Genomic DNA, 23,334 nt, shown 5'->3' with positions numbered 1-23,334 from the left:
TTTTCGTTTTACTGGTTCGTTTGCTCGAGCTCTCCGGCCACACGTGCAACGAGTTCTTCACGGAGGTCTTCGAGCGGGACCTGATTGAGGACCTCGTTAAAGAATCCGCGAATGATCAAGCGCGTGGCTTCGTCCTCAGGGATGCCCCTGGACCGGAGATAAAACACTTGCTCGTCATCGAACCGACCAACGGTTGCGGCATGGCCGGCTCCAGCGATTTCACCAGTCTCGATCTCGAGGTTTGGAATTGCGTCAGCGCGAGCACCATCCGTCAAGACCAGGTTCCGGTTCGTTTCATATGTATCTGTGCCGTGCGCGCCTGCGCGAATCAGCACATCACCGACCCAGCAGGTTCGTGCTTCTGGCAGATCCGACGCCTTGTCGCCTTGCAACGCACCCTTGTACAGCACGTTCGACCGGCAGTTCGGAACGCTGTGGTCGACCAGCATACGGTTTTCGATGTACTGACCCGCGTCCGCAAAGTAAACGCCGTTGAGCTCGACGTCTGCCCCCGGAGCTTGGAACTTTACGCGTGGGGTGATGCGCACGATCTCGCCACCGAAAGCTGCGACGTTGTGGCGCAGTACCGAATCGCGCTCCATCAAGATGGACTGTTGACCAATGTGTACTGCGTCCAAGTCCCAGTCCGTATCTACGACTGCGCGTACGTGCGCGCCTGCGCCGATATGCCAATTGACGTTGTCTGCATGCACACCTGTGCCGGTGTACTTGACAACGATGTCAGCCTCTGCATGGGTCCCAACTTCAAAAAGGATCGTTGCAAAGGATGTCACGTCGGCGCCGGCACCAGTGATGGTGACGGTGATGGGCTTGGACAACTTGCTGTTACCAGGCACGGTAATCAAGGTGCCGGTTTTCGCGCTCGACCATGCTTGTGCAGCAACGCGGTCTACGGGCGCGCCGGCTACTTTGAGCTGATCGTCAGCTGCGTCAAGCTCCGTGACGACGACCTCATCTGGCGCATCAATCGTGATCTGGGCGTCAGCCTGTTGCGGGAACTCCCCGTTGTGCAGACCTCGGATGCGGCGAAGTGGAATGAACCGCCAGACTTCGTCACGTCCACGTGGAACGGGAAAATCCTCAACATTGAACGACGAAAACAGATCTCCCTTGTTGTTGTGAGGAGTTGCATTCGATACGGGATTAATCGTTGAAGTCATGGTGATTAGCCCACTGATCCTTCCATTTGCAATTCAATCAGACGGTTGAGCTCCAGGGCGTACTCCATCGGGAGCTCCTTGGCAATAGGCTCGACGAAGCCACGGACAATCATCGCCATAGCTTCTTCTTCGGCAATACCGCGGGACATCAGGTAGAACAGCTGCTCTTCAGAGACCTTGGAGACTTTCGCCTCGTGTCCGAGCGTAACCCGATCGTTCCTAATGTCGTTGTACGGGTAAGTGTCAGAACGAGAAATGTCATCGACAAGCAACGCGTCGCACTCAACGTTCGAGGCGGAATCATGCGCGTTTGCGTTGATCTGTACCAGGCCACGGTAGGCCGCGCGTCCGCCACTGCGCGCAACTGACTTTGAAACGATTGAACTCGAGGTGTGCGGAGCCATGTGTGTCATCTTGGCACCGGTGTCCTGGAACTGTCCTTCACCAGCAAAAGCGACGGAAAGCACTTCGCCACGGGCATACTCGCCAGTCATCCAGACTGCTGGGTACTTCATCGTCACCTTTGAACCGATATTGCCGTCGACCCACTCCATCACTGCGCCCTCTTCGGCCTTAGCGCGCTTGGTGACGAGGTTGTAAACGTTGTTCGACCAGTTCTGGATCGTGGTGTACCGGCAGCGGCCACCTTTCTTCACGATGATTTCAACGACCGCGGAGTGAAGCGAGTCGGACTTGTAAATCGGGGCGGTGCATCCTTCTACGTAGTGGACGTAGGCGTCCTCATCAACGATGATGAGCGTGCGCTCGAACTGGCCCATGTTCTCGGTATTAATACGGAAGTATGCCTGGAGCGGGATATCGACGTGGACGCCCGGCGGAACATAGATAAACGAACCGCCTGACCATACTGCCGTATTCAGAGCTGAGAACTTGTTATCGCCAGCGGGGATGACCGAGCCGAAGTACTCCTTAAAGATGTCCTCGTGCTCGCGAAGCGCGGTGTCAGTGTCTACGAAGATGACACCCTTCTTTTCGAGATCCTCACGAATCTGGTGGTAGACAACTTCAGATTCGTACTGCGCAGCAACACCAGCGACTAGGCGCTGCTTTTCTGCCTCAGGAATGCCAAGCTTGTCGTACGTATTCTTAATGTCTTCAGGAAGGTCATCCCAGCTCGTAGCTGGTTGCTCCGTAGAGCGGACATAGTACTTAATGTTGTCAAAGTCGATGCCACTCAGGTCTGCGCCCCAAGTCGGCAGTGGCTTCTTTTCAAAAATGTCCAAAGCCTTGAGGCGCTGTTCCAGCATCCATTCTGGCTCTTCCTTAATGCCAGAAATGTCCTTGACTACCCCAGCGTTAAGACCACGCTTTGCTGCCTGCCCGGCAGCGTCTGGGTCGTGCCACCCGTAGTTGTAGCTACCGATTGACTCGATAATCTCTTCGTCGTTCATTGGTTTCTCTAAACCGGGTGCGGGATTAGCTTTCGTCATTATTTTCCGCTCCTTTCAGATACGTTATTTTTCGGCCCGTGAACAGCAGCGAGTGGAATGTTTGTTGTGCAGACACCATTGCCCTCTGTAATGGAGGCAAGTGGTTGGATGTGTCGGCCTACGATCTTAGCGATCATTTCTTGCTCTGCTTCGCAAATTTCGGGATGCGCAGACGCTACTTGTGACACCGGGCAGTGATGCTGACAAATTTGAATTCCAGTTCCTGCCTGAGTCACCGAGGCAACATAGCCGTGACGCTCTAAAACGGACACGACTTCGAGCACGACTGATTCAAGGTCGCCACTGCTTGATCGCTCCGAAATCGGCTCCACTTCTTCAAGGATGCGTTCAATCCTAGTTTTGGCGAACTCTTTGACTGCTTCATGGCCGCCAAGTTCTTCAAGAGCTTCGATTGCATCAAGCGCCATATTCTCATAGTTGCTACCGAAGCTTTCTCGGCCTTCTTCCGTCAAGCAGTAGTGCTTCGCGGGACGGCCTCGCGGTGGCTCTTCTCCAGCAACCGGCAGTGGCTCACACGTCTCAATGAGTCCAGCCTCAGTGAGCTTATCCAGGTGCCGACGGATACCGGCAGCTGAAATTCCAGTTTGCTCACCAAGCGTTGATGCAGTCACCGGTCCGCTTTTCAGCAAGAGCGCCATCACTCGCTTGCGAGTGCCACCGTCAACTGACCGCGCTTGGTTCAACACTGGCTCACCTCGCTTCGATCTGCTTTGATCTCTGACTTTCCAACCGATTGGCTGTACACCGACCGGCCTTTACACAACACTACTGTGTCCTAATTCAATGTGCACGTTTAACCCGGTCGTTCGGCTACAATCTTGCCTGTGTTGTTCCAGGATTCACCGATAAAGTCTTTGCTTGATGCGTTTCCTCGCATCGGCAAGCCTGGATCACGGTCGGCTGGGCTGCACCGAGTCTCTAAAGAGGTTTGGCGAGGACAAGACTTTCGTTCAACCAACTACGCTGAGCAGAACCGGTTCGCCGTACTTCGATGGCTGGGTTTGGTCGGCACACTTCTCATTGGCTTGGGAGGCCTCGGGGGCGGGGCCTTGCCGGTCGTCGATAATCCTTGGTTCTCTCTGCCTGGCGGGGCCTTGCTTGGCCGAATGATGCAAGCGTCGTCTTCCATAGTTCTGTTCGGAGTAGGACTCTTGGTCTCCGCTTGGTTGTGTATGGGCCCCTTCGTTGGCGTAAGTGGCCAGAGGCCCCGCGTTTCGACGCCGCTTCTTATGCGAACATTCGTTGCATGGGTTGCTCCTCTGGTGATTACCGCTCCCCTCTTTACCCAAGACATCTATTCATACTTAGCTAATGGTGCAATTGTCCGGTTTGGTCTTGACCCGTACTCCGCTGGACCAGTCGAGCTTCTCGGGCCAGAACACCATCTAGCGCGCTCGGTCCCGTTTATTTGGGCGCATTCTCCAAGCCCCTACGGGCCTGTCGCGTTAGGTATTGCAGCGGCAATTTCTCGTATTACCTCCGACTCTATTGTGCTCGGGGTGATTGCGCACCGCGTCGTATCACTCGTCGGAGTGCTCGCCGCAGCGTGGGGGATCCGAAAGATTGCCGGCCGCTGTGGTGTACCAGAGACTGCCGCGCTGTGGCTCGGGGTGCTCAATCCGCTAACGATTCTGCATCTCATTGGTGGCATCCATAATGAAGCAATCATGCTCGGATTGGTGTTAGTCGGGTTTGAACTGGGACTTCGCGGGGCCGACAGGTTGAGGACCATCAGTTCAGCGCAAGCGTGGGGTTACCTGGCTCTCTCCGCGATCACCATTACCTGTGGAGGACTAGTCAAAGTGACAGGCTTTCTCGGTCTCGGTTTTATAGGCATGGCAATCGCTCGTGTGCTTGGGCAACGCCAGCGAAAAGCTACAGCTCTTAGCATCGCGGTGCTTTTTCAGACATTTATGCTCATTGTCACTACTGCCACCGTTTCACTTATGACAGGCATTGGGCTCGGATGGGTCACTGGTCAAGGCGGAGCAGCGTCGATTCGTAGCTGGCTTTCGATTTCAACAGACGTGGGCGTAATCAGCGGCTTTCTAGGAATGCTCCTAGGTCTCGGCGACCACATTGACGCAGTTCTCATTGTCACCCGCGGGATTGGAGTGGCCATCGCGGTGGCGTTTCTGGTTCGCCTGCTGTGGGCTACGTTGCGGGGAGCCATTCACCCTGCAGGTGGACTTGGCGTCGCAACGCTCGTGCTTGTTATATTCTTCCCAGTTGTACACCCTTGGTACCCTCTGTGGGCTATTTATCCCCTTGCTGCATGGGCAAATAGGTTCTTTTTCCGCGCCGGGGTGGCTGTGTACTCTGCTGTGTTTAGTTTTCTGGTGCTACCGCGTGGTCTCGGCCTGCAAGCAAAGACAGTTTTCACTATTTACGGTGTCTCAGCCTGTTGTTTTGTCGTATTTGTTGGGCTCAGTTTCCTGTTGTATCGGCGCTTTGGTGCCGGCAGGCTACACTAGCTATCCATGAACGCGCCTGTTCTTTCAGTTGACAATGTGAAGAAAACTTTTGGGGACGTTACTGCTGTAGATGGAGCATCGTTTGCCGCAAAAGAAGGAACCGTGCTGGCCTTGCTCGGTCCGAATGGAGCCGGCAAGACAACGACCATCGAGATGTGTGAAGGATTCACCCGGCCAACCTCAGGGACAATCACGGTACTAGGCGAAAACCCTGCAACCCACCCTCAGCGTGTGCGAGACCGAATTGGGATCATGCTGCAGGGTGGCGGATCATATTCGGGCGTCAAAGTCAGAGAAATGCTGAAGCTTTCGGCTTCATACAACGCGAACCCTCACGACCCTGAGTGGCTCATGGCCCTCCTAGGGCTCGAGGGAGTCGCCAATACCACGTATCGACGCCTCTCCGGAGGGCAAAAGCAACGCTTGTCCCTGGCGCTTGCACTTATAGGTCGTCCGGAGCTGGTTTTTCTTGATGAGCCAACCGCTGGCATGGACGCACAGTCCCGCAACGCTGTGTGGGATATTGTTTCTGCGCTAAAACGTGACGGAACCACGATCGTCCTAACTACTCACCTGATGGACGAGGCGGAGTCGCTCGCCGATGACATCGTGATTATGGATCATGGAAAGGTTGTCGCCGAAGGTTCACCGGCGGACCTGACCAGCGGATCATTTGAGCAGCAAATCACGTTTGGTACGGCGCAACCACTCGACCTCGAGAAGCTGAAGCAGCACGTGGCTTTGTGTCAGATCGATACAGCTGTGGCCCAAGTTCGCCCAATGCGCTACGTAGTCAACGGTTCGGTTTCTCCTGAACTTGTCGCCTGTATTACCGAAGAAGCACTTCGCCAATCCGTGCTGATTCGGGATATGCAAGTAAGCCACATGGCGTTGGAAGAAGTGTTTTTGAACATCACCGGTAAGGAATTAAGGAGCTAGCGGTGCACATCAAGGAAGGAACCTTTACGCCCGCCCCGCAACGGTCTTCGAAGTTTGCGATGGCCAGCGCTCAGGGACTCATCGAAAGCAAGCTGATGCTCCGTCACGGCGAACAGTTGGTGCTCAGCATCTTCATCCCGGCAGCGTTGCTCATGGCATCAGTATATTTGCCTGTTTTTGGGGATGACTACAGCCTCGACACCCTGGTGCCGATGGTGTTTGCCGTCGCGGCGACCAGCTCTGGATTTACGGGCCAGGCGATTTCGCTCGCCTTTGACCGCCGATACGGTGCGCTGAAGCGGACCGGTGCTTCCGGAGTCCCACCGTGGACGATCATCGTCGGAAAAATCCTTGGCGTGGTCGCGATGGTCTGCGTCCAGATTGCGGTGCTAGGAGCTGTTGCAGGTTTCCTTGGCTGGCGCCCCTCAGTCGTTGGCGCGGTGCTTGGTGCCTGCGTCTTGTTCCTGGGGGTTGCTTGCTTTACTTCCTTGGGCTTGCTCATGGGCGGCTCGCTAAGTTCCGAGATGGTCCTTGCCATTTCGAATTTAATGTGGGTGATCATGATGGGAATCGTGGGTTGGGTCGTCTATTCTGGCGACCTTAGCCACGCTGGTTGGTGGAACCTAGTACCCACGGTTTCGCTGGCAGCTGGTATTTCTGATGCACTCGCGCTGACTGCGAATGGTCCTGCGTTGCTTAGCTTGCTAGCGTGGCTCATCGTCGGCGTTGGCTCAAGCGTTCGCTTCTTCCGTTTCGATGATTAAGGCCATGCGCTCATCGACTAAGATTCGAGCCTGAATAGTCGAACGTGTTTTATACGTCCAAGGAAAGTGCATGACTTTACAACAGACCGGTGCGCCGATGACGCATCAGGATAAAAAGCAAGCCCCCAGTCTGAAGTTGCAACGAACTCTAGCCATGATTCTCTTGCTCTGCCAAGGCGGGATCACCGTAACAGGGTCGTTGGTGCGAGTGACCGGTTCGGGGCTTGGTTGCAATACGTGGCCACTTTGCCATGAAGGTTCGCTTGTCCCCGTCGCTGGTGCCGCACCTTGGATTCACCAAGCCATTGAGTTTGGAAACCGCCTGCTTACTTTCGTGGTCGCGGCTGCCGCGATCGCCGTGCTTTGGGCTGTCTACCGCGCATCCCGCGGTCGAGATGCCCAATTCTTGGCATGGTTCTCCCTCGTCGGCGTGGTTGTCCAGGCGATTATCGGCGGTATTTCTGTTCGCCTTGATTTGCAGTGGTGGGCGGTCGCCGTGCACTTCTTGCCTTCGATGGTGCTCGTGTGGGTCGCTGCATTGCTCTACATGCGTTTGGCAGAAGACGAGTCCACGGTTGCTCAAGACCGCTACCCCGGGCACATCCGAGTGATCGCCGTGATCGCTGCCGTTGCGTTGAGCTGTGTACTTGTGACAGGAACGATGGTGACAGGGTCCGGCCCGCACTCGGGTGACGCAAGCGTCGGTATGGAAGGTCGACTTGCGATTGACACAGCGTTGTTGGCATATATTCACGCAGGATGCATGTACGCGTATCTACTTCTTACAGTGATCACATTTTTCCTGCTACGTAGAGCGAAAGCCCCGCATGCGGCACAGAAAACTTCCTGGATTCTTCTTGGACTCATCGTGGTCCAGTGGGCAGTAGGTTTAAGCCAGTACTACATGGGCGTGCCGCGTTGGACGATTCCGATCCATATTGGGCTGTCGTCTCTAGTTGTAGCGTTCACCGCGTTCTTGTACGCGCACGCTGTGCGTCGTGAGTTGCTGTATCGCTAGACGCAAACACCATGTAGCCTGAGAAAGTATGAAAGCGATTGAGTTCGACGCGCAGCAGGTGCGTTGCATTGATATCGCTTCACCGTTCCCCAGCGATAGAGAACTTCTAGTCGAAGTCCTCTACGCTGGGTTTTTTCTTCACGACACCTCCTTCGGCAACCAAGGATGCGGTCGTGTCCTGAAAGACCCCCTCGACGAGGTTGCGCCAGGAACTGTGGTTGCGTGGAGCGATGCCACCGGCCCCATCGCCGAGCAGGTTGTCGTTGACCGAAGCCGGGTAGTCGCTGTATCGGACCTGATCGCCCCACGCATTGGTGCTTCAATGTTGAGGCCGGGAATGGCCGCAAGTTATTCGCTATTCGAAGTTTTGAAGCTTGTGCAAGGTGAAGCTGTCGTCGTCACGAATGCAGGTTCCGCAATTGGGTTGTACATGATTGCAATCGCTCGAGAGAAGGACATCATCGTGTATGCCGTTTCGGAAAGCGAGGAAGGCCGAGTAGCAGCAGATGAGGCTGGAGCAACAGCCGTATTCAGTGGCCAGCCAGGGACTGCTGCACAGATCAAAACGCTCAATGATGGGATCGGGGTGGATGCAGTTGTGCTAACACGCCCCGACTTCAAAAATGGCTTTGCGCACGAAGTTGGGCGCGGCTCTGCGCGTACGTGTTGCTATGAGGACTTAGCGTCGATACGAATGGATGCCAACGGCTTCCGTAAGCATGCACAGACCGTGACCAGAGTGCTCGAAGAAACACGATGGGAACCGCCAGTTCACGTGTGTGAATCAATAGATGACGCCAGCTCGCTACTGGGTTCCGAAACTTCGGAGGTTTGTGACAATGACCTTGGAGCCATCAAGCTCCAAGGATCCACGTGCTAGAAGAAGGTAGCGAATAGTGGAGTCCAACCGAGCACCGCATCAACGGAAAGCCCCAAGAACAACGCCGCAAGATAGTTGTTGGAGAGAATAAACAGCTTGAGCGGTTTCACCTTCTCCCCGCGCTTTACCCCAGCATGCAGCTGTGTGGCAACGGCGAGGAACAATGCACCCGAAATCAGCGCGGTTGCAAGATAGATCCACGAGGTGGCGGGAACCAGGAGCAGGGACACCCCGACGGTCCACCATGAGTAAATGAGAATCTGACGGGTTGTCTCCGCAGGGGAGGCTACCACCGGCAGCATCGGGACATTAGCGCGGGCGTAATCCGCTCGGTACTTCATTGCCAGCGCCCAAGTGTGCGGTGGCGTCCAGAAGAAGATGATCATGAACATCACGATCGCCTGCCACCACGCATCCTTGGAGCCGTCGGTGACATTATCTCTAATTGCCGCCCAACCGACCATCACAGGCATGCAACCTGCTGCGCCGCCCCAGATGACGTTCTGCCAAGTTCGCCTCTTCAGCCACTTTGTATACACATAGATATAGAAGAAGTTGGTCAGAATGATAAAGAACGCCGCGAGCCACGACTTACACAGGAATCCAAGCCAAAGCACACTCGCGACGAGAAGCGCCCAAGCAAATACGGCGGCTTTCTGTTTGGTGACCTTTGCCCGGACAAGTGGCCGTGCACGCGTTCGCCCCATTTTCTGGTCAATGTCGTAGTCGGCGACCATGTTAAATGCATTTGCCGCACCGGCCCCCATCCAACCACCGAACAGCGTTGCAAGAATGAGCCACACGTGCACAGTGCCACGGTCTGCTTGCAACATTGCGGGGATAGCTGCCACTAGAAGAAGTTCAATGACCCTGGGCTTCGTAAGCGCGAAGTATGCCTTGATGGTCTCCAATACTTCTCCTCCACATCAAACTTCAACCGTTCGGCTAGAACTCTTACGCAACATTGGTTCGCGTTCAGGTGTCGAGCATTTCGGCTGATATGGTACCGCAACGCATTACACGATGATCTTTTCAGCCCTCTTATACTTTGACCCTCCCGGTGATGTTAGCCTCCGCTCACCAATTTGTCAGAATTAACGTGGCGGCTACACCCGCGAGTTTTCTTCGCACTACACCGTTGGGTGTCACCACCACAAAGCGAGTTTTACACTAGGCTGGGTCCTGTTCTGTTTCCATAGCATGAATCGAGGATTCTGTGACGCTTTCAGCTGAACTTCAAGCAAAAACTGTACGTAACTATCCCGAAGACTGGACCGACGTGGATACGCGGGCAGTTGATACAGCCCGAATCCTCGCGGCTGACGCCGTGGAAAACTGCGGCTCTGGGCACCCAGGCACTGCGATGTCGCTCGCACCTCTTGCATATACGCTCTACCAGCGGGTGATGAATGTAGACCCCGCTGACCCACATTGGGCAGGGCGCGATCGCTTCGTATTGTCAAACGGCCACTCTTCCCTGACACAGTATGTTCAGCTCTACCTGGGGGGCATGGGACTTGAGCTCAAAGACCTCCAGCAGCTTCGTACCTGGGGTGCTAAGACTCCCGGTCACCCTGAGTACAACCACACGGACCACGTAGAGATTACAACTGGCCCGCTCGGCCAGGGGTTGGCATCAGCAGTTGGTATGGCGATGGCTTCGCGCCGGGAACGTGGCCTGTTTGACCCTGAGGCTCCGGCTGGCGAATCGCCGTTCGATCATTTCATCTACGTCGTGGCTGGAGACGGTTGTCTTCAAGAAGGTGTCACATCGGAGGCTTCATCTCTCGCAGGGACGCAGCAGCTCGGAAACCTGATTGTATTCTGGGATGACAACAGGATTTCGATCGAGGATGATACCCAGATCGCGTTCACTGAAGACGTTATGAAGCGCTACGAGGCCTACGGCTGGCAAACACTAACGGTTGAGTCCGGCGAGGACGTCGTCGCGATTGAGAAAGCGATCAAGGAAGCACAGTCCGACACCAATCGCCCAACGATCATTCAGGTAAAGACGGTCATCGGCTTCCCTGCTCCTACGCTGCAAAACACGGGTGCAGTACACGGCGCAGCTCTCGGTGCGAAAGAAATCGCAGCTGTCAAAAAGATTCTCGGCTTTGATCCGGAGATTCACTTCCCGGAGGAAGAGTCCGTTATCACCCATACTCGAAAGCTCCGGGACCGTGGTGCTGCGAAGCGTAAACAGTGGGACGAGACGTTTGCTGTTTGGGCTGAGGCCAACCCAGAGAAGAAGGCCCTGTTTGACCGATTGACGGCTCGAGAGCTCCCATCCAACTGGTCGCAGGACTTCCCAACTTGGGACGCTGACGAAAAGGGCCTTGCTACCCGTAAGGCTTCTGAAGCAGTAATCCAGGCTGCGGCTGCGGCCCTTCCAGAGCTTTGGGGTGGCTCCGCAGACCTTGCAGGCTCCAATAACACCCTTATCAAGGGGGCTGCATCGTTCGGGCCTCAGGCGATTTCTACCGATATGTTCAGCGCTGAGCCGTACGGTCGCAATTTGCACTTCGGCATCCGCGAACATGCCATGGGCGCGATCATGAACGGCATTGCACTGCACGGCAACACACGAGTTTACGGCGGTACGTTCCTGATCTTCTCCGAGTATCTCTACCCGGCAATTCGCGTCGCAGCACTTTCAGGTATCGACGGCTACTACGTCTTCACGCACGACTCGATCGGCCTGGGCGAAGACGGTCCGACCCACCAGCCGGTTGAAACGCTCACTGCGCTTCGAGCCATCCCGGATATGGCGGTGATCCGACCGGCCGACGCGAATGAAACGTCTGCTGCGTGGAAGTCTGCGCTGGAGGCTAAGCCGATGCCGAAGGCACTGGCGCTTTCCCGTCAGAACCTCCCTGTGCTTGAGGGCACAAAGGAAAAGGCATTCGAAGGTGTTGCTCGCGGTGCGTACGTACTCGTGGACTCCTCTACCCCGACGCTTGATTTGATTCTGATGGCTTCTGGCTCGGAAGTGCAGCTTGCTGTTGAGGCTGCGAAGTCCTTGGAAGCCGAAGGTATCGGAACTCGAGTTGTCTCGGTGCCTTGCATGGAGTGGTTTACGCAGCAATCGCCGGAGTACATTGAATCGGTACTTCCTGCAGAGGTTCGAGCAAGGGTCTCTGTCGAGGCCGGCCTGTCCATGCCATGGCATCGTTTTGTAGGCGACGCCGGTCAGTGTGTTTCCTTGGAGCACTTTGGTGCCTCCGCACCAGGTCCAGAGCTCTTCGAGCGGTTCGGCTTTACAGCAGACAACGTTGCAGCAGCCGGACGCGCGTCTGTAGCAGCGGTGCAGCGATAGTTGAAGAGTTGTCCTGGTCAAGCCCTCCCCTAGCTTGGCCAGGCCCATTTTTTAGAAAGGAATCTGAGCATGAACACAGTTGAAAGGCTTCGGGAGCTCGGCACGTCCACTTGGCTGGATGATCTCTCTCGCCAGCGCATCGCCACTGGCAATCTAGAAGCAGTCAAACGTGAGAAGTCGGTCGTTGGCGTGACAACCAACCCTGCAATTTTTGCTTCAGCAATGTCGACTGGAAGCGCGTACGACGAGCAAATCCAACAGTTGAGAGCGTCAGGTGCCAGCCCCGACGAGGCGGTTTACGCGATGAGCATTGACGACGTCCGCGACGCGTGCGACATCTTCCAGGACATCTACGATGCGACCGACGGCCTTGATGGTCGCGTTTCCATCGAGGTTGACCCCCGCTATGCTCACGACGAAGCGAAGACGATCGCTCAAGCGAAAGAGCTGTGGGCACGCGTGGGTAAATCGAATGCAATGATCAAGATTCCAGCCACAGACGCCTCGTTGCCAGCAGTCACAGCAGCACTGGCAGCTGGTATTTCAGTGAATGTCACGCTGATCTTCTCTGTGGAGCGCTACCGCGAGGTCATTCGCGCGTACAAGGAAGGTATTCGGCAGGCTGCAGCCAACGGCCACGATGTCTCAACCATTCATTCTGTTGCCTCATTCTTCGTGTCTCGCATGGACACCGAAGTCGATGCTCGCCTTGAGCAAATTGCTACTTCTGAAGCACTTGCGTTGCGAGGCAAAGCAGGCGTGGCAAACGCTCAACTGGCATACCGCTTGTTCCTTGAGGAATTTTCTTCGTTGGATGACCTTCCAGCTGGTGCCAACGTTCAACGCCCGCTGTGGGCCTCGACTGGTGTAAAGAACCCTGAGTACCCTGCCACGTTGTATGTGTCTGAGCTGGCTGGCCCAAACACGGTCAACACCATGCCGGAATCAACTATCGACGCCACCCTGGCTAGCGACAGTCTTCACGGCGATACTTTGTCTGCCAGTGCTGACGACGCGCAGAAGACGTTTGACGCTATCACCGCCGCAGGGATCGACTTGTCTGATGTCGTGCGAGTCCTCGAGCAGGAGGGCGTCGATAAGTTTGTTGATGCGTGGCAAGAATTGCTAAATTCCATGTCGGAAAAGCTGCAATAAAAAGGAGTACATGTGAGTGACGAGAGCACGCATTGGGTGAACCCGCTTCGGTCCCCCGAGGATAAGCGGCTTCCCCGCATTGCGGGTCCGTCTGGGATGGTGATCTTCGGTGTAACTGGAGATCTAGCTCGGAAAAAGCTCCTGCCGGCAATTTACGACCTCGCGAACCGGGGTCTCCTCCCACCGGGCTTTGCTCTCGTCGGGTTTGGGCGTCGAAACTGGTCTAAACAAGATTTTGAGGACTATGTGCGTGAAGCCGTTGAAGCATCTTCCCGCACCGCGTTTAATACGAACGTTTGGGACCGGCTCGCAGAAGGTATGCAGTTCGTCTCGGGCTCGTTCAATGACGACGCCGCGTTCGACGCCTTAGCCAATACACTGCGCTCGACCGATGAAACACGGGGGACGAACGGAAACTGGGCCTTTTACCTTTCTGTGCCGCCCGAGCACTTTTCGAGCGTTGTCCACCAGCTGGACCGCAGCGGAATGGCACAGCCTCACGACCACGGCTGGCGCCGAGTGATCATCGAGAAGCCATTCGGGCATGATCTGGAATCCGCCAAAGAGCTAAACCGAGTAGTGAATTCAGTGTTCCCTGAGCGATCCGTATTCCGAATCGATCACTATCTCGGCAAAGAAACCGTGCAGAACATTATGGCGCTGCGTTTCGCAAACCAGATGTTTGAACCAGTGTGGAATTCGCACTACATCGACCACGTACAAATCACGATGGCTGAAGATATTGGGCTCGGTGGCCGCGCGGGCTATTACGACGGTATTGGTGCAGCACGAGACGTCATCCAAAACCACCTGATTCAGCTGCTCGCCTTGATCGCTATGGAGGAGCCGACGTCGTTCTCCCCGGGGCGTCTTCGTGCGGAGAAACTCAAGGTCCTCCGCGCTACGACTCCCGTCGAGCCGTTCGATGAGACAACCGCACGCGGCCAATACGTAGCGGGCTGGCAAGGTTCTGAACGCGTAATCGGGCTCCGGGAGGAGTCCGGGTTTGACCCCAACTCTGCAACTGAAACCTATGCGGCCTGTACGTTAGAGATAAACTCGCGTCGCTGGGCAGGCGTTCCTTTCTACCTTCGCACTGGTAAGCGCCTCGGGCGTCGAGTGACTGAGATTGCCCTGGTCTTTAAGCGTCCTCCGTACCAGCCGTTCGAAGACGATCAGACAAAACTACTTACGAACAATGCAGTCGTTATCCGCGTGCAGCCGGACGAAGGCGTGCTGATGCGCTTTGGTTCCAAGGTGCCTGGAACTGCATTTGAAGTTAGGGATGTCAACATGGATTTCTCGTACGCAGAGGCATTTACGGAACAGTCTCCCGAAGCATACGAGCGGCTCATCCTCGATGCGCTACTCGACGAATCCAGCTTGTTTCCAACCAATGCGGAAGTCGAGCGGAGCTGGGAAATCCTCGATCCAATTCTCAACTACTGGGAGTCGCACGGACATCCAGATGAATACCGCGCGGGCACTTGGGGGCCCGCATCAGCAGACGCGATGCTGGCCAAGGACGGCCGCCAATGGCGTCGTCCATAATGTGTGCAAACAACGAACGTGAGGCTTAATCCTTGATTATCACTCTTCCCGACACGACCACCCGCGATGTGTCCACAGCGCTCCTAGAGGCTCGTGAAAATTATTCGTTGGCGACCGGGCGCGTGCTCACGCTCTTGGTTGCTGCACATGCGGAGGATGATGTCGATTCTATTCTGGAGACGGTCCGGAACGCGACCATGGAGCACCCGGCTCGAGTTCTCGTCTTGTTGCTCGACTGCCAGAGCGAGCAAACCTGGATGGATGCAGAGGTAATCGTCGCGGCGGACGCTGGCGCCTCTGAGATGGTTGTCATGACTCTCCACGGTGAACTTACCCAGCATCTTGACGCGGTGGTCACCCCGCTGTTGCTGCCCGATACCCCTATCGTTGCTTGGTGGCCCACAACTGTGCCAGATGTTCCTGCAGAAGCAGAGCTGGGTAATATCGCGCACCGCAGAATCACGAATGCGTGGCGCACTATGGGGGCAGAATGCATAGAGCAGCTGGCTAAGGCGTACGTCCCAGGTGATTCGGACATGATGTGGTCTAAAATCACGCCATGGCGCGGCGTTGTCGCCTCAGCTTTCGACCGCTATAAACAGCAACCACGCCGGATCTTGCTCAGCGGTATTACCGAGCATCCAAGCGTACAAATCGCAGCCTCTTGGCTCGATGCCTGCTTTGGCGTTGAGGTAACCGTGCAAAACGTAGCAGGCGCCGACGCCATTCCTGGCTCCCCAATCCAACACCTATCGCTGGACTGCGAACAAGGCTCTGTGCAGGTACAAATTGTTGATGAGCACACCGTGCGAGTTTCCGTACCGGGATACCCTGATGCGTTTGTTGCACTGAGTGCACGCTCGGACGCAGAATGCCTCGCTGAGGAGCTACGCCACCTCGATCCTGACGCCATGTATGCTCGGGCTTTGTTACATAACCTCCCTTAACTTCGCACCGAAAGAGGGTCGACGGATGTCCAATACAGTCAAGACCAACATCTTTACAAACCTCGAACAGCTTATCGACGTCTCCACCTCCGCATTCCAAACGTTGATTTCAGAGATCCACAGCTCCCCTACCGGTGGCGTAAACGGCGACGGAACCGCACGTGTTGTGCTTACTGGCGGAACAGCCGGAATCCGGTTCCTTGAATCGCTTGTTTCATCAGATATCGACTGGTCCAGGGTGAAGCTATTCTTTGGCGACGAGCGCAACGTAGCCGTCAGCCATCCTGATTCGAATGAAGGCCAGGCCCGGGCAGCGTTGCTCGATCATATAGATATCCCAGAAGGAAACATTTTCGGGTATGGGTTGGACGGAGGGACGATGGAGCCCGCTGTCACTCGTTATGAAGCGCACCTGAAAGTTGAGGCGCCTGAGGGGTTCGACCTCCACCTACTGGGAATGGGCGGTGAAGGCCACATTAATTCGCTATTCCCACATACGCCTGCTGTGAGAGAGGACGCCGCTCTGGTTGTTGCTGTGACGGATTCGCCAAAACCACCTGCGGAACGTGTTTCGTTGACACTACCTGCTGTTTGGAAAGCACAAAAGGTCTGGCTTCTTGTTTCTGGTGCAGAGAAGGCAGAAGCTGCGTCCGCAGTTGCAAACCGGGCAGAGTATCTTGACTGGCCAGCGGCCGGTGCTGTCGGCAAGGAAGAAACGATCTTGTGGGTCACCGAAGACGCGGCACCACGTTAGATTCCCGCAGATTCGGATTTTTGACCAACGAAAAGGCCCGCCGGAAGCTTATTGCTCCAGGCGGGCCTTTTGCTAGCGGCTAGGCAGCAAAAGTCTGAATTAGATTCAGGCCCACGATGCATACAAGCCAGATGAGCGTAATGATAACCGTGTAACGGTCGAGGTTCTTCTCCACGATAGTGGAGCCGGACAGGTTAGCCTGCACGCCACCACCGAACAGGCTCGAAAGCCCGCCTCCCTTGCCTTTGTGAAGCAGCACGAACACTGTCATCAAGACCGCAGCGATTACGAGCACGATCTCAAGAGCCAACGTCATGGTGGTAAATCCTCACTATAAAACCTACATTGATGTAACTCGGACCAGACTACACGAAGTCACCGAATGGTGTTATTCGACGCGCTCTGGTCCGAGCGACATATCTTGCAAATCTACTGTACTGCTTGGGCAGCCGCAGCAGCCAATTTCGCGAAATCCTGGCCGTCAAGAGACGCACCTCCGACAAGACCACCGTCAACATCAGGCTGAGCGATGATCTCACCGACAGTTTCCGTCTTTACGGATCCGCCGTACAAAATACGGATGCCATCAGCAACCGCATCACCGGCCAAGTCACGGATCAGGCCGCGAATAGCCTGGCACACTTCCTGCGCATCGGAGGCAGAGGCAACCTTGCCAGTGCCGATAGCCCATACCGGCTCATATGCAATGACGGTCTTCTCCAACTCCTCGTTGCTCAAACCGTCCAGGGATTTCTTCGTCTGCTCTACGACGTAGTCGACATGGGTGCCTTGTTCGCGAATGTCTAGCGGCTCACCGACACACACGATTGGGTTCATGCCGTGCTCAAGTGCCTTCTTTGCCTTGCGGGAAACTAGCTCATCATCCTCACCGTGGTACTCACGGCGCTCGGAGTGGCCGACAACTACCCACGTGCAGCCAAGCTTCTCCAGCATTGTGGCCGAAACTTCGCCGGTGTAGGCACCAGCATCGTGCGCTGACACGTCCTGTGCACCATATGTGATCTGCAGCTTGTCGCCTTCAACGAGAGTCTGGATAGAACGAAGGTCGGTAAACGGCACGGTCAATGCAACGTCCACGAACTCATAGCCGTCCTTCGGGAAAGCGAACGCGAGTTTCTGGGCCGAAGCGATTGCTTCGAGATGGTCGTGGTTCATCTTCCAGTTACCAGCAATCAGTGGTTTGCGAGACATTTTCATACTCCTTTTCAACAACGACTACTGTCCAAGTACAGCAACGCCGGGCAGCTCTTTGCCCTCGATCAGCTCGAGCGATGCGCCACCGCCCGTAGAGATGTGGGAGAACCCAGCCTCATCGAGGCCCAGAATGCGAACAGATGCTGCGGAATCGCCGCCACCGACCACCGTGAAGGACCCGTTGTCCTTCGTAGCAGCGATCATTGCTTCAGCAACGGCTTTTGTGCCAGAGGCGAACGCTGGAAACTCGAAGACGCCCATTGGCCCGTTCCAGAACACGGTCTTCGAGCTCTTCAGCGCCTCACCATAACGCGCGGCAGTCTTCGGGCCAATGTCGAGAGACATCCAGCCTTCCGGAATAGCGTCGGCCGCGACGGTCTGCTTCTCTGCATCCTTTGCAAACTCAGACGCTGCGATCAGGTCCTCAGGCAATAGCAGCTTGTCGCCGAAACGGCCGATGAGGTCCTTGCAGGTCTCAATCATGTCTTCCTGCAACAAAGAGTTTTGAACGTTGTAGCCCTGTGCAGCCAGGAAGGTGTAGCACATGCCGCCACCGATAATTACCTTGTCAGCCTTCGCCGCAAGTGCCTCGATGACTCCCAACTTGTCGGAAACCTTCGAACCGCCAAGCACAACAACGTATGGATGATCTGGAGCATCCTTCACCTTGCTCAGAGTCTTGACTTCCTTCTCGACGAGGTAACCAGCGTAGGCAGGAAGCTTCTTAGCAACGTCGTAGACGGAGGTTTGTGCGCGGTGTACTACACCGAAACCGTCAGAAACAAACGCGCCGTTGTCCGCAGCTAGTGCTACAAGCTCAGCTGCGAACTCAGTGCGCTCAGCCTCGTCCTTCGAGGTCTCGCGTGGGTCAAAGCGTACATTCTCGAGAAGCAGAATCTCGCCACCGGTAAGCCCATTTGCCCGCTCATGTGCATCCTCACCAGAAACATCACCGGCGAGCGCTACGAACTGACCTAGGCGCTCACTTAGGGCTTCAGCCACTGGCTTCAAGGAGAACTTAGGGTTCACTTCCCCCTTTGGGCGGCCGAGGTGAGCCATGACAATGACTTTCGCGCCACCTTCCAAGAGCGCCTTCAAAGTTGGCAGTGATGCGTCGATACGACCAGCATCGGTAATATTGCCGTCCTCATCAAGCGGAACGTTGAAGTCAGAACGGACCAGGATGTGGCGATCTTCGACGCCTTCATCCAGAAGCTGTTGCAGCGTTTTCATTGTCATGGGACTCTCCTCAGTTGACTGTTGTTTGCAGTAGTTTTCTTTTCAAACAGTAGCGAAAGAAATGGCCCGAAGTGTGCGTACTGCACACCCGGGCCGTTCTAGGTCTTATGCCAAGTTATCCGCGACGTGCTTCGTCATGCGGACGAACTGAGAGGTGTAGGACCACTCGTTGTCGTACCAAGCAATCAGCTTGACCAGGTTGCCGTCGATGACGCGGGTCATCCCAGCATCGAAGATGGAACCATGGGTGTTGCCGATGATGTCGGAGGAAACGATTGGATCCTCGGTGTACTCAAGCGCCTTGCCAAACTCTGGGTCCTGAGCAGCCTTCTTGATTGCTGCGTTCACCTCATCAACGGTGACGTCCTTGTTCAGCTCGACGGTCAGGTCGGTTGCGGAACCGGTGATCGTTGGCACGCGCATTGCGAAGCCATCCAGCTTGCCCTCAAGTGCAGGCAGAACCAGGGCAACTGCCTTAGCAGCACCCGTCGTGGTTGGGACGATGTTCTGAGCTGCTGCACGGGCACGACGCAGGTCCTTGTGAGGTGCGTCCTGAATGCGCTGGTCGCCAGTGTAAGCGTGAATGGTGGTCATCAGACCGGACTTGATGCCGAACTGCTCTTCCAGAATCTTCGCGACTGGTGCAAGGGAGTTCGTGGTGCAAGATGCAGCGGAGATAATCTGCTGATCATTGCTGTAGTCGGTGTGGTTGACGCCCCAGACGTAGGTGCCATCGACGTTCTTACCCGGTGCGGAGATGATGACCTTCTTAGCGCCAGCCTCGATGTGAGCCTTTGCGTCATTGCCATCGGTGAAGCGGCCGGTGCAGTCAAGGACGATGTCGACGTTTGCGTCGCCCCATGCGAGCTTGGATGGGTCCTTCTCTTCGGTAACCTCGATGCGGTGACCATCAACGGTGATGGAGGACTCGTCGTACTCAACGTCGCGGCCGAGCTGGCCATACGCTGTGTCGTACTTGACAAGGTGGGCCAAAGTCTTGTTGTCGGTCAGGTCATTAATCTTCACGACCTCAAGGTCGCTCGAGTACTGATCCAGGATGATGCGGAATGCCGAGCGGCCGATACGACCAAAGCCATTAATGCCAATACGAATAGTCACAGTCTTTACTCCTCTATGTCGGAAATTGTTGAGACTTGCTGATGGGCCGGTACCAATCTCTTTCCGTTCTCGGTGAGCTCCTTGGTTCAGCCCGTTGCTCATCAGTTTAGCGAGAGATTTCAACATGTGCATGGCCACGATGCCGCAAGAGACGCCCTAAAGGTGCATCACCAAAGAGACGGCGAAACCGGGGGTATCGTCTCATAATTTCACCAAGCATGAATGTCTGTTTACCGCCAAAGCCACACCTAATGCGACTCAAACAACGACAAAGGTAATCTCTTTTACCCCCGCGGGGCGTATCTGGCGAAGCTGCTTGTGCGCTATCCCCCGGAATTGTGATGTTGCACACAGGGCGGTCTGGGAGCGCCCCAGAACGCTCTATGTTGCCTTCGTGTCTTTACCGCGAGTGTTCGCTATACCGAGCTCAGCAGCCCGCTTGTCAGCAAGGGACAACAGCCGACGAATTCGCCCAGCGACCGCATCCTTCGTCATCTGTGGGTCAGCCAACCGGCCAAGTTCTTCAAGCGAGGCTTGCCGGTGCTCAACACGCAGGTATCCGGCTTCGGCGAGATGCTCAGGCACATCGTCGCCGAGGATCTCCATCGCACGTTCCACACGCTGAGCGGCTACCGTCGCAGCATGTACGCTTCTGCGGATGTTGGCGTCGTCAAAAGTTGCCAACCGTTGACCGCCACGCATCTGCGCTTGCTTCTCCCGAAGTTTTGCGTCCCACTCCAGGCGAGCAAGAGGCGCACCCATTCGACTGAGAAGCACCCCTATCGTCTCCGCATCACGGACATGTACACGCTCAACACCGCGAGTCTCCCGCATTCTGATGTGGCACCCAAGACGACGCGCTAACCCCACTAGGGCAAGCCCAGCTTCCTCGCATGGGCACTCGACCTCTAAAGCGGCAGTTCGGCCCGGCTCTGTGAGCGCTCCCCTAGCGAGGAACGCACCCCGCCACGCGGCTTCAACTTCAGCAATTTCTCCCGAAACGATTTGCGGGGGCATACCTACCACGAGATGACCAGACTGCGTCCGAAGATTTAGACGCCGATACAGCGCTTCAACACCAGTATCTAGACGTACTTCGTATTTCGTTTCCTTTGTCGCCGAGCCAGGTGAAACCACGGCGAACTTTGGTGAGCTCATGAAAAGAGTTTCAAGAATCAGGATTAAGCGACGTGCCACCGCCTCTTCCGCGAAATCCGCAATCATAGTTACCCCGTGGATTGAGGCGTCAAGTTTTCCTGCAAACCGAACTAACGCGGATGCCTCGGCGGCCGCGGCAGACTTCGCTCCTATTGGAGTTCGAAGCAGCTCTTCTTTGGTTTTGGCGGTCAGCGACACCGAGTGATCCTTTCTACAAAAACATCGGTGGATTAGTGTAGCGCACGTTATGCGTGAAAATCACGAACGAGAGATAGCAGCTCATGTGCAAGCTTGCGTGGATCATGCCGGTTTGTGTTGCGGTACTGATCATCAACTTCATGAATATCTCGGAACAATACAGTTGCACCCACGCGATCCGCGGCTCGCCCGAGATGAACGCGTTCGCCCTCCGTCGGGCTAATTGAGTTATCAGCCAGGAACACATCAACATGCAGGTTCGGAGCGTGCTGCTCGAAGACATGAATATGGCGTTCCGTGCTAAATCCCGGTGTCTCTCCTGCCTCCGGAGAAAGATTCAGCACTACAACTACCAACGCGGACGTCTCATTCAACGCGCGGACAATGTCCGGAACGAGTAGATGCGGAATCACCGACGAAAACCACGATCCAGGCCCGATTGTCACCACTTCTGCGTCCATGATCGCCTGCACTGCTTCGTCGGTTGCGGGAGGATTGTGGGGCAAAAGGCGGACGCGTCGCACAGTTCCGGGTGTGGTGGCAACGGCAACTTGACCGCGAACAGAACGCAAAACACGGGGGTCGTCGTCTAACCCCGCGACATCGGCCTCAATGTCGAGAGGCATAGGACTCATAGGAACAACCCTGCCCTGTGCGCCTGTCCATGAGCCGATGACGTCCAACGCTTGCTGAATATCGCCGAGTTCCTCGCTTAGTCCGGCAAGGAGCAGATTGCCAACTGCGTGCCCTGCCATCGCTCCATTTCCGCCAAATCGGTGTTGTAATGTATCTCTCCACAGAGCGCCATCTTCGTCATCCGCGGTCAGGGCTGAGAGCGCCATCCGCAGGTCACCAGGCGGAATGATATCCATCTCACGGCGTAGCCGACCGGATGAGCCTCCGTCGTCAGCAACTGTTACCACGGCGTGGATGGCTCGAGCCTCAGCCGCCCGCGCCGCCAATAGTGTTTGGTATAAACCGTGCCCTCCCCCAAGGCAAGTAAATGCAGGTCCCATAATTTAATCAGTGCTTCTTTCCAACGATAAAGAGCAGCTAGTTGCGTTCCAAGTCACGGTGCAAGACGTTGACGTCCACGTCATCGGACTCCCGAAGCCTGCGTACAATCTCCTCCGAAATTGCGACTGACCGGTGGTGCCCGCCAGTACAGCCGATCCCAACAGTGATAAAGTCCTTACCTTCATGACGGTAGCCCTTGAGCATATCCTTCAGCATTGTCAAGAAGTTATCGACGAATGCCTTCGCTCCAGGCTGCGACAGAACATAGTCTGCGACTGGTGCATCGATACCTCGAAACTCCCGAAGCTCGGGGATCCAAAACGGATTTGGCAAAAACCGTACGTCCAACACTAAATCCGCATCACGAGGGGTCCCGTGTTTAAACCCAAACGACTCCACGGTGACGTGCTGTTTCGGTGCAGAGAGGTCGCCAACAGAGGCCTCAATCGACCGACGCAGGTCGTGAACTGAGAGGTGTGTCGTATCAATAATGAGATCTGCACGCTCCCGAACCGGGGCGATCTCCTTTCGCTCCCGTTCGATCCCCTCTTTCAGCGTGTCATTGCCCTGCAACGGGTGCGTACGTCGCACACTGTCGAATCGGCGGATAAGGACTTCATCGCGGGCGTCAAGAAATAAGATGAACGGAGATAGGCCTTTTGCCTCAATCGCCTCAATCGTCTCCATTAACGAGCCATTGAACATCCTGGCACGTACATCAGTGACTACAGCGAGATGGTCAACGGGGGAATCGTCCGCAGTTGACATCTCGACAAGATCGAGAATGAGCTGCGGAGGCAGATTCTGGGAAACGAAGTATCCCTTATCTTCAAAAACTTTCGCGGCAGTCGACAAACCACCACCAGAAAGCCCGGTGATTATCACAGGGCGACGAGATTCGGATGCAGGTAATAAAGGCGAAGTCATAGGCCCA

Annotated in this window: 21 protein-coding genes; 10 read left to right on the top strand and 11 right to left on the bottom strand. The window is 55.5% G+C overall.

The features are described from left to right. Positions 1 to 8 precede the first annotated feature (8 nt). The 3 genes from sufD to QP752_RS04905 are packed head-to-tail and all read right to left on the bottom strand — an operon-like array spanning position 9 to position 3,339. Positions 9 to 1,181 (bottom strand): Fe-S cluster assembly protein SufD, encoded by a 1,173-nt coding sequence (gene sufD, locus QP752_RS04915; protein ID WP_070362437.1) that lies wholly within the window; start codon positions 1,179 to 1,181, stop codon positions 9 to 11. A gap of 5 nt (positions 1,182 to 1,186) precedes the next feature. Next, a complete protein-coding gene (gene sufB, locus QP752_RS04910; protein WP_070362436.1) occupies positions 1,187 to 2,632 on the bottom strand; it encodes a Fe-S cluster assembly protein SufB in 1,446 nt (481 codons plus the stop codon). Continuing rightward, positions 2,632 to 3,339, bottom strand: a complete 708-nt coding sequence (locus QP752_RS04905; protein WP_071572611.1) for a metalloregulator ArsR/SmtB family transcription factor — start codon at positions 3,337 to 3,339, stop codon at positions 2,632 to 2,634. Before QP752_RS04905 ends, sufB begins: the two co-directional genes overlap by 1 nt. 141 nt (positions 3,340 to 3,480) lie before the next feature. On the opposite strand from QP752_RS04905, the gene mptB reads away from it, so the two are divergent. The 5 genes from mptB (at position 3,481) to QP752_RS04880 (ending at position 8,728) form a co-directional block, all read left to right on the top strand. Then, positions 3,481 to 5,127, top strand: a complete 1,647-nt coding sequence (gene mptB, locus QP752_RS04900; protein WP_284804757.1) for a polyprenol phosphomannose-dependent alpha 1,6 mannosyltransferase MptB — start codon at positions 3,481 to 3,483, stop codon at positions 5,125 to 5,127. Positions 5,128 to 5,133: 6 nt separating this feature from the next. After that, positions 5,134 to 6,066 carry an ABC transporter ATP-binding protein gene (locus QP752_RS04895; RefSeq protein WP_070477084.1) on the top strand — a complete coding sequence of 311 codons (933 nt, stop codon included), beginning with the start codon at positions 5,134 to 5,136 and terminating at the stop codon, positions 6,064 to 6,066. A gap of 59 nt (positions 6,067 to 6,125) precedes the next feature. Next, a complete protein-coding gene (locus tag QP752_RS04890) occupies positions 6,126 to 6,830 on the top strand; it encodes an ABC transporter permease (RefSeq protein WP_284804755.1) in 705 nt (234 codons plus the stop codon). Between the two features lie 70 nt (positions 6,831 to 6,900). After that, positions 6,901 to 7,848, top strand: a complete 948-nt coding sequence (locus tag QP752_RS04885) for a heme A synthase (protein ID WP_070362433.1) — start codon at positions 6,901 to 6,903, stop codon at positions 7,846 to 7,848. Between the two features lie 28 nt (positions 7,849 to 7,876). Continuing rightward, positions 7,877 to 8,728, top strand: a complete 852-nt coding sequence (locus QP752_RS04880) for a hypothetical protein (RefSeq protein WP_284804690.1) — start codon at positions 7,877 to 7,879, stop codon at positions 8,726 to 8,728. Here the strand turns inward: QP752_RS04880 and QP752_RS04875 are convergent. Next, positions 8,725 to 9,639: a heme o synthase gene (locus tag QP752_RS04875; RefSeq protein WP_070477079.1), complete on the bottom strand. Its 915-nt coding sequence runs from the start codon at positions 9,637 to 9,639 to the stop codon at positions 8,725 to 8,727. The two genes, QP752_RS04880 and QP752_RS04875, sit on opposite strands and share 4 nt — an antisense overlap. A gap of 305 nt (positions 9,640 to 9,944) precedes the next feature. Here QP752_RS04875 and tkt point away from each other — a divergent pair, with 305 nt between their 5' ends. The 5 genes from tkt to pgl all read left to right on the top strand — a co-directional run bounded on the left by tkt (position 9,945) and on the right by pgl (position 16,454). Further along, positions 9,945 to 12,047: a transketolase gene (gene tkt / locus QP752_RS04870; protein WP_284804687.1), complete on the top strand. Its 2,103-nt coding sequence runs from the start codon at positions 9,945 to 9,947 to the stop codon at positions 12,045 to 12,047. A gap of 69 nt (positions 12,048 to 12,116) precedes the next feature. Beyond that, entirely contained in the window at positions 12,117 to 13,202 is a 1,086-nt protein-coding gene (gene tal, locus QP752_RS04865; RefSeq protein WP_284804685.1) for a transaldolase, read from the top strand. Positions 13,203 to 13,214: 12 nt separating this feature from the next. Continuing rightward, positions 13,215 to 14,753: a glucose-6-phosphate dehydrogenase gene (gene zwf, locus QP752_RS04860; protein ID WP_071572603.1), complete on the top strand. Its 1,539-nt coding sequence runs from the start codon at positions 13,215 to 13,217 to the stop codon at positions 14,751 to 14,753. 32 nt (positions 14,754 to 14,785) lie between these two features. Further along, the gene (locus tag QP752_RS04855; protein ID WP_284804682.1) at positions 14,786 to 15,700 is read left to right on the top strand and encodes a glucose-6-phosphate dehydrogenase assembly protein OpcA; all 915 of its coding nucleotides are present in this window, start codon (positions 14,786 to 14,788) and stop codon (positions 15,698 to 15,700) included. Between the two features lie 25 nt (positions 15,701 to 15,725). After that, a complete protein-coding gene (gene pgl / locus QP752_RS04850; RefSeq protein ID WP_284804680.1) occupies positions 15,726 to 16,454 on the top strand; it encodes a 6-phosphogluconolactonase in 729 nt (242 codons plus the stop codon). A 79-nt stretch (positions 16,455 to 16,533) separates the two neighbouring features. On the opposite strand, the gene secG is transcribed toward pgl, so the two are convergent. The 7 genes from secG to rapZ all read right to left on the bottom strand — a co-directional run bounded on the left by secG (position 16,534) and on the right by rapZ (position 23,327). Beyond that, entirely contained in the window at positions 16,534 to 16,770 is a 237-nt protein-coding gene (secG, locus tag QP752_RS04845) for a preprotein translocase subunit SecG (RefSeq protein ID WP_070362425.1), read from the bottom strand. A gap of 113 nt (positions 16,771 to 16,883) precedes the next feature. Further along, the gene (gene tpiA / locus QP752_RS04840; RefSeq protein ID WP_070976872.1) at positions 16,884 to 17,666 is read right to left on the bottom strand and encodes a triose-phosphate isomerase; all 783 of its coding nucleotides are present in this window, start codon (positions 17,664 to 17,666) and stop codon (positions 16,884 to 16,886) included. A gap of 24 nt (positions 17,667 to 17,690) precedes the next feature. Continuing rightward, on the bottom strand, positions 17,691 to 18,908 hold the full coding sequence (gene pgk / locus QP752_RS04835) for a phosphoglycerate kinase (RefSeq protein ID WP_070362423.1): 1,218 nt from the start codon (positions 18,906 to 18,908) through the stop codon (positions 17,691 to 17,693). 105 nt (positions 18,909 to 19,013) lie between these two features. Next, positions 19,014 to 20,027, bottom strand: coding sequence for a type I glyceraldehyde-3-phosphate dehydrogenase (gene gap, locus QP752_RS04830; protein ID WP_070976869.1), 1,014 nt, complete (start codon positions 20,025 to 20,027; stop codon positions 19,014 to 19,016). A 381-nt stretch (positions 20,028 to 20,408) separates the two neighbouring features. Further along, positions 20,409 to 21,383 (bottom strand): DNA-binding protein WhiA, encoded by a 975-nt coding sequence (whiA, locus tag QP752_RS04825; protein WP_284804677.1) that lies wholly within the window; start codon positions 21,381 to 21,383, stop codon positions 20,409 to 20,411. A gap of 47 nt (positions 21,384 to 21,430) precedes the next feature. Next, on the bottom strand, positions 21,431 to 22,399 hold the full coding sequence (yvcK, locus tag QP752_RS04820; RefSeq protein ID WP_070976866.1) for a uridine diphosphate-N-acetylglucosamine-binding protein YvcK: 969 nt from the start codon (positions 22,397 to 22,399) through the stop codon (positions 21,431 to 21,433). A gap of 37 nt (positions 22,400 to 22,436) precedes the next feature. Next, positions 22,437 to 23,327 (bottom strand): RNase adapter RapZ, encoded by an 891-nt coding sequence (gene rapZ, locus QP752_RS04815; protein WP_070477070.1) that lies wholly within the window; start codon positions 23,325 to 23,327, stop codon positions 22,437 to 22,439. Positions 23,328 to 23,334: the final 7 nt, after the last annotated feature.

Origin of the sequence: Corynebacterium sp. UMB10321, assembly GCF_030228725.1 — a bacterium.
Taxonomy (GTDB): domain Bacteria; phylum Actinomycetota; class Actinomycetes; order Mycobacteriales; family Mycobacteriaceae; genus Corynebacterium; species Corynebacterium pseudogenitalium.
The sequence above is the reverse complement of the archived record's forward strand: the minus strand, read 5'-3'. Positions and strand labels throughout refer to the sequence as shown.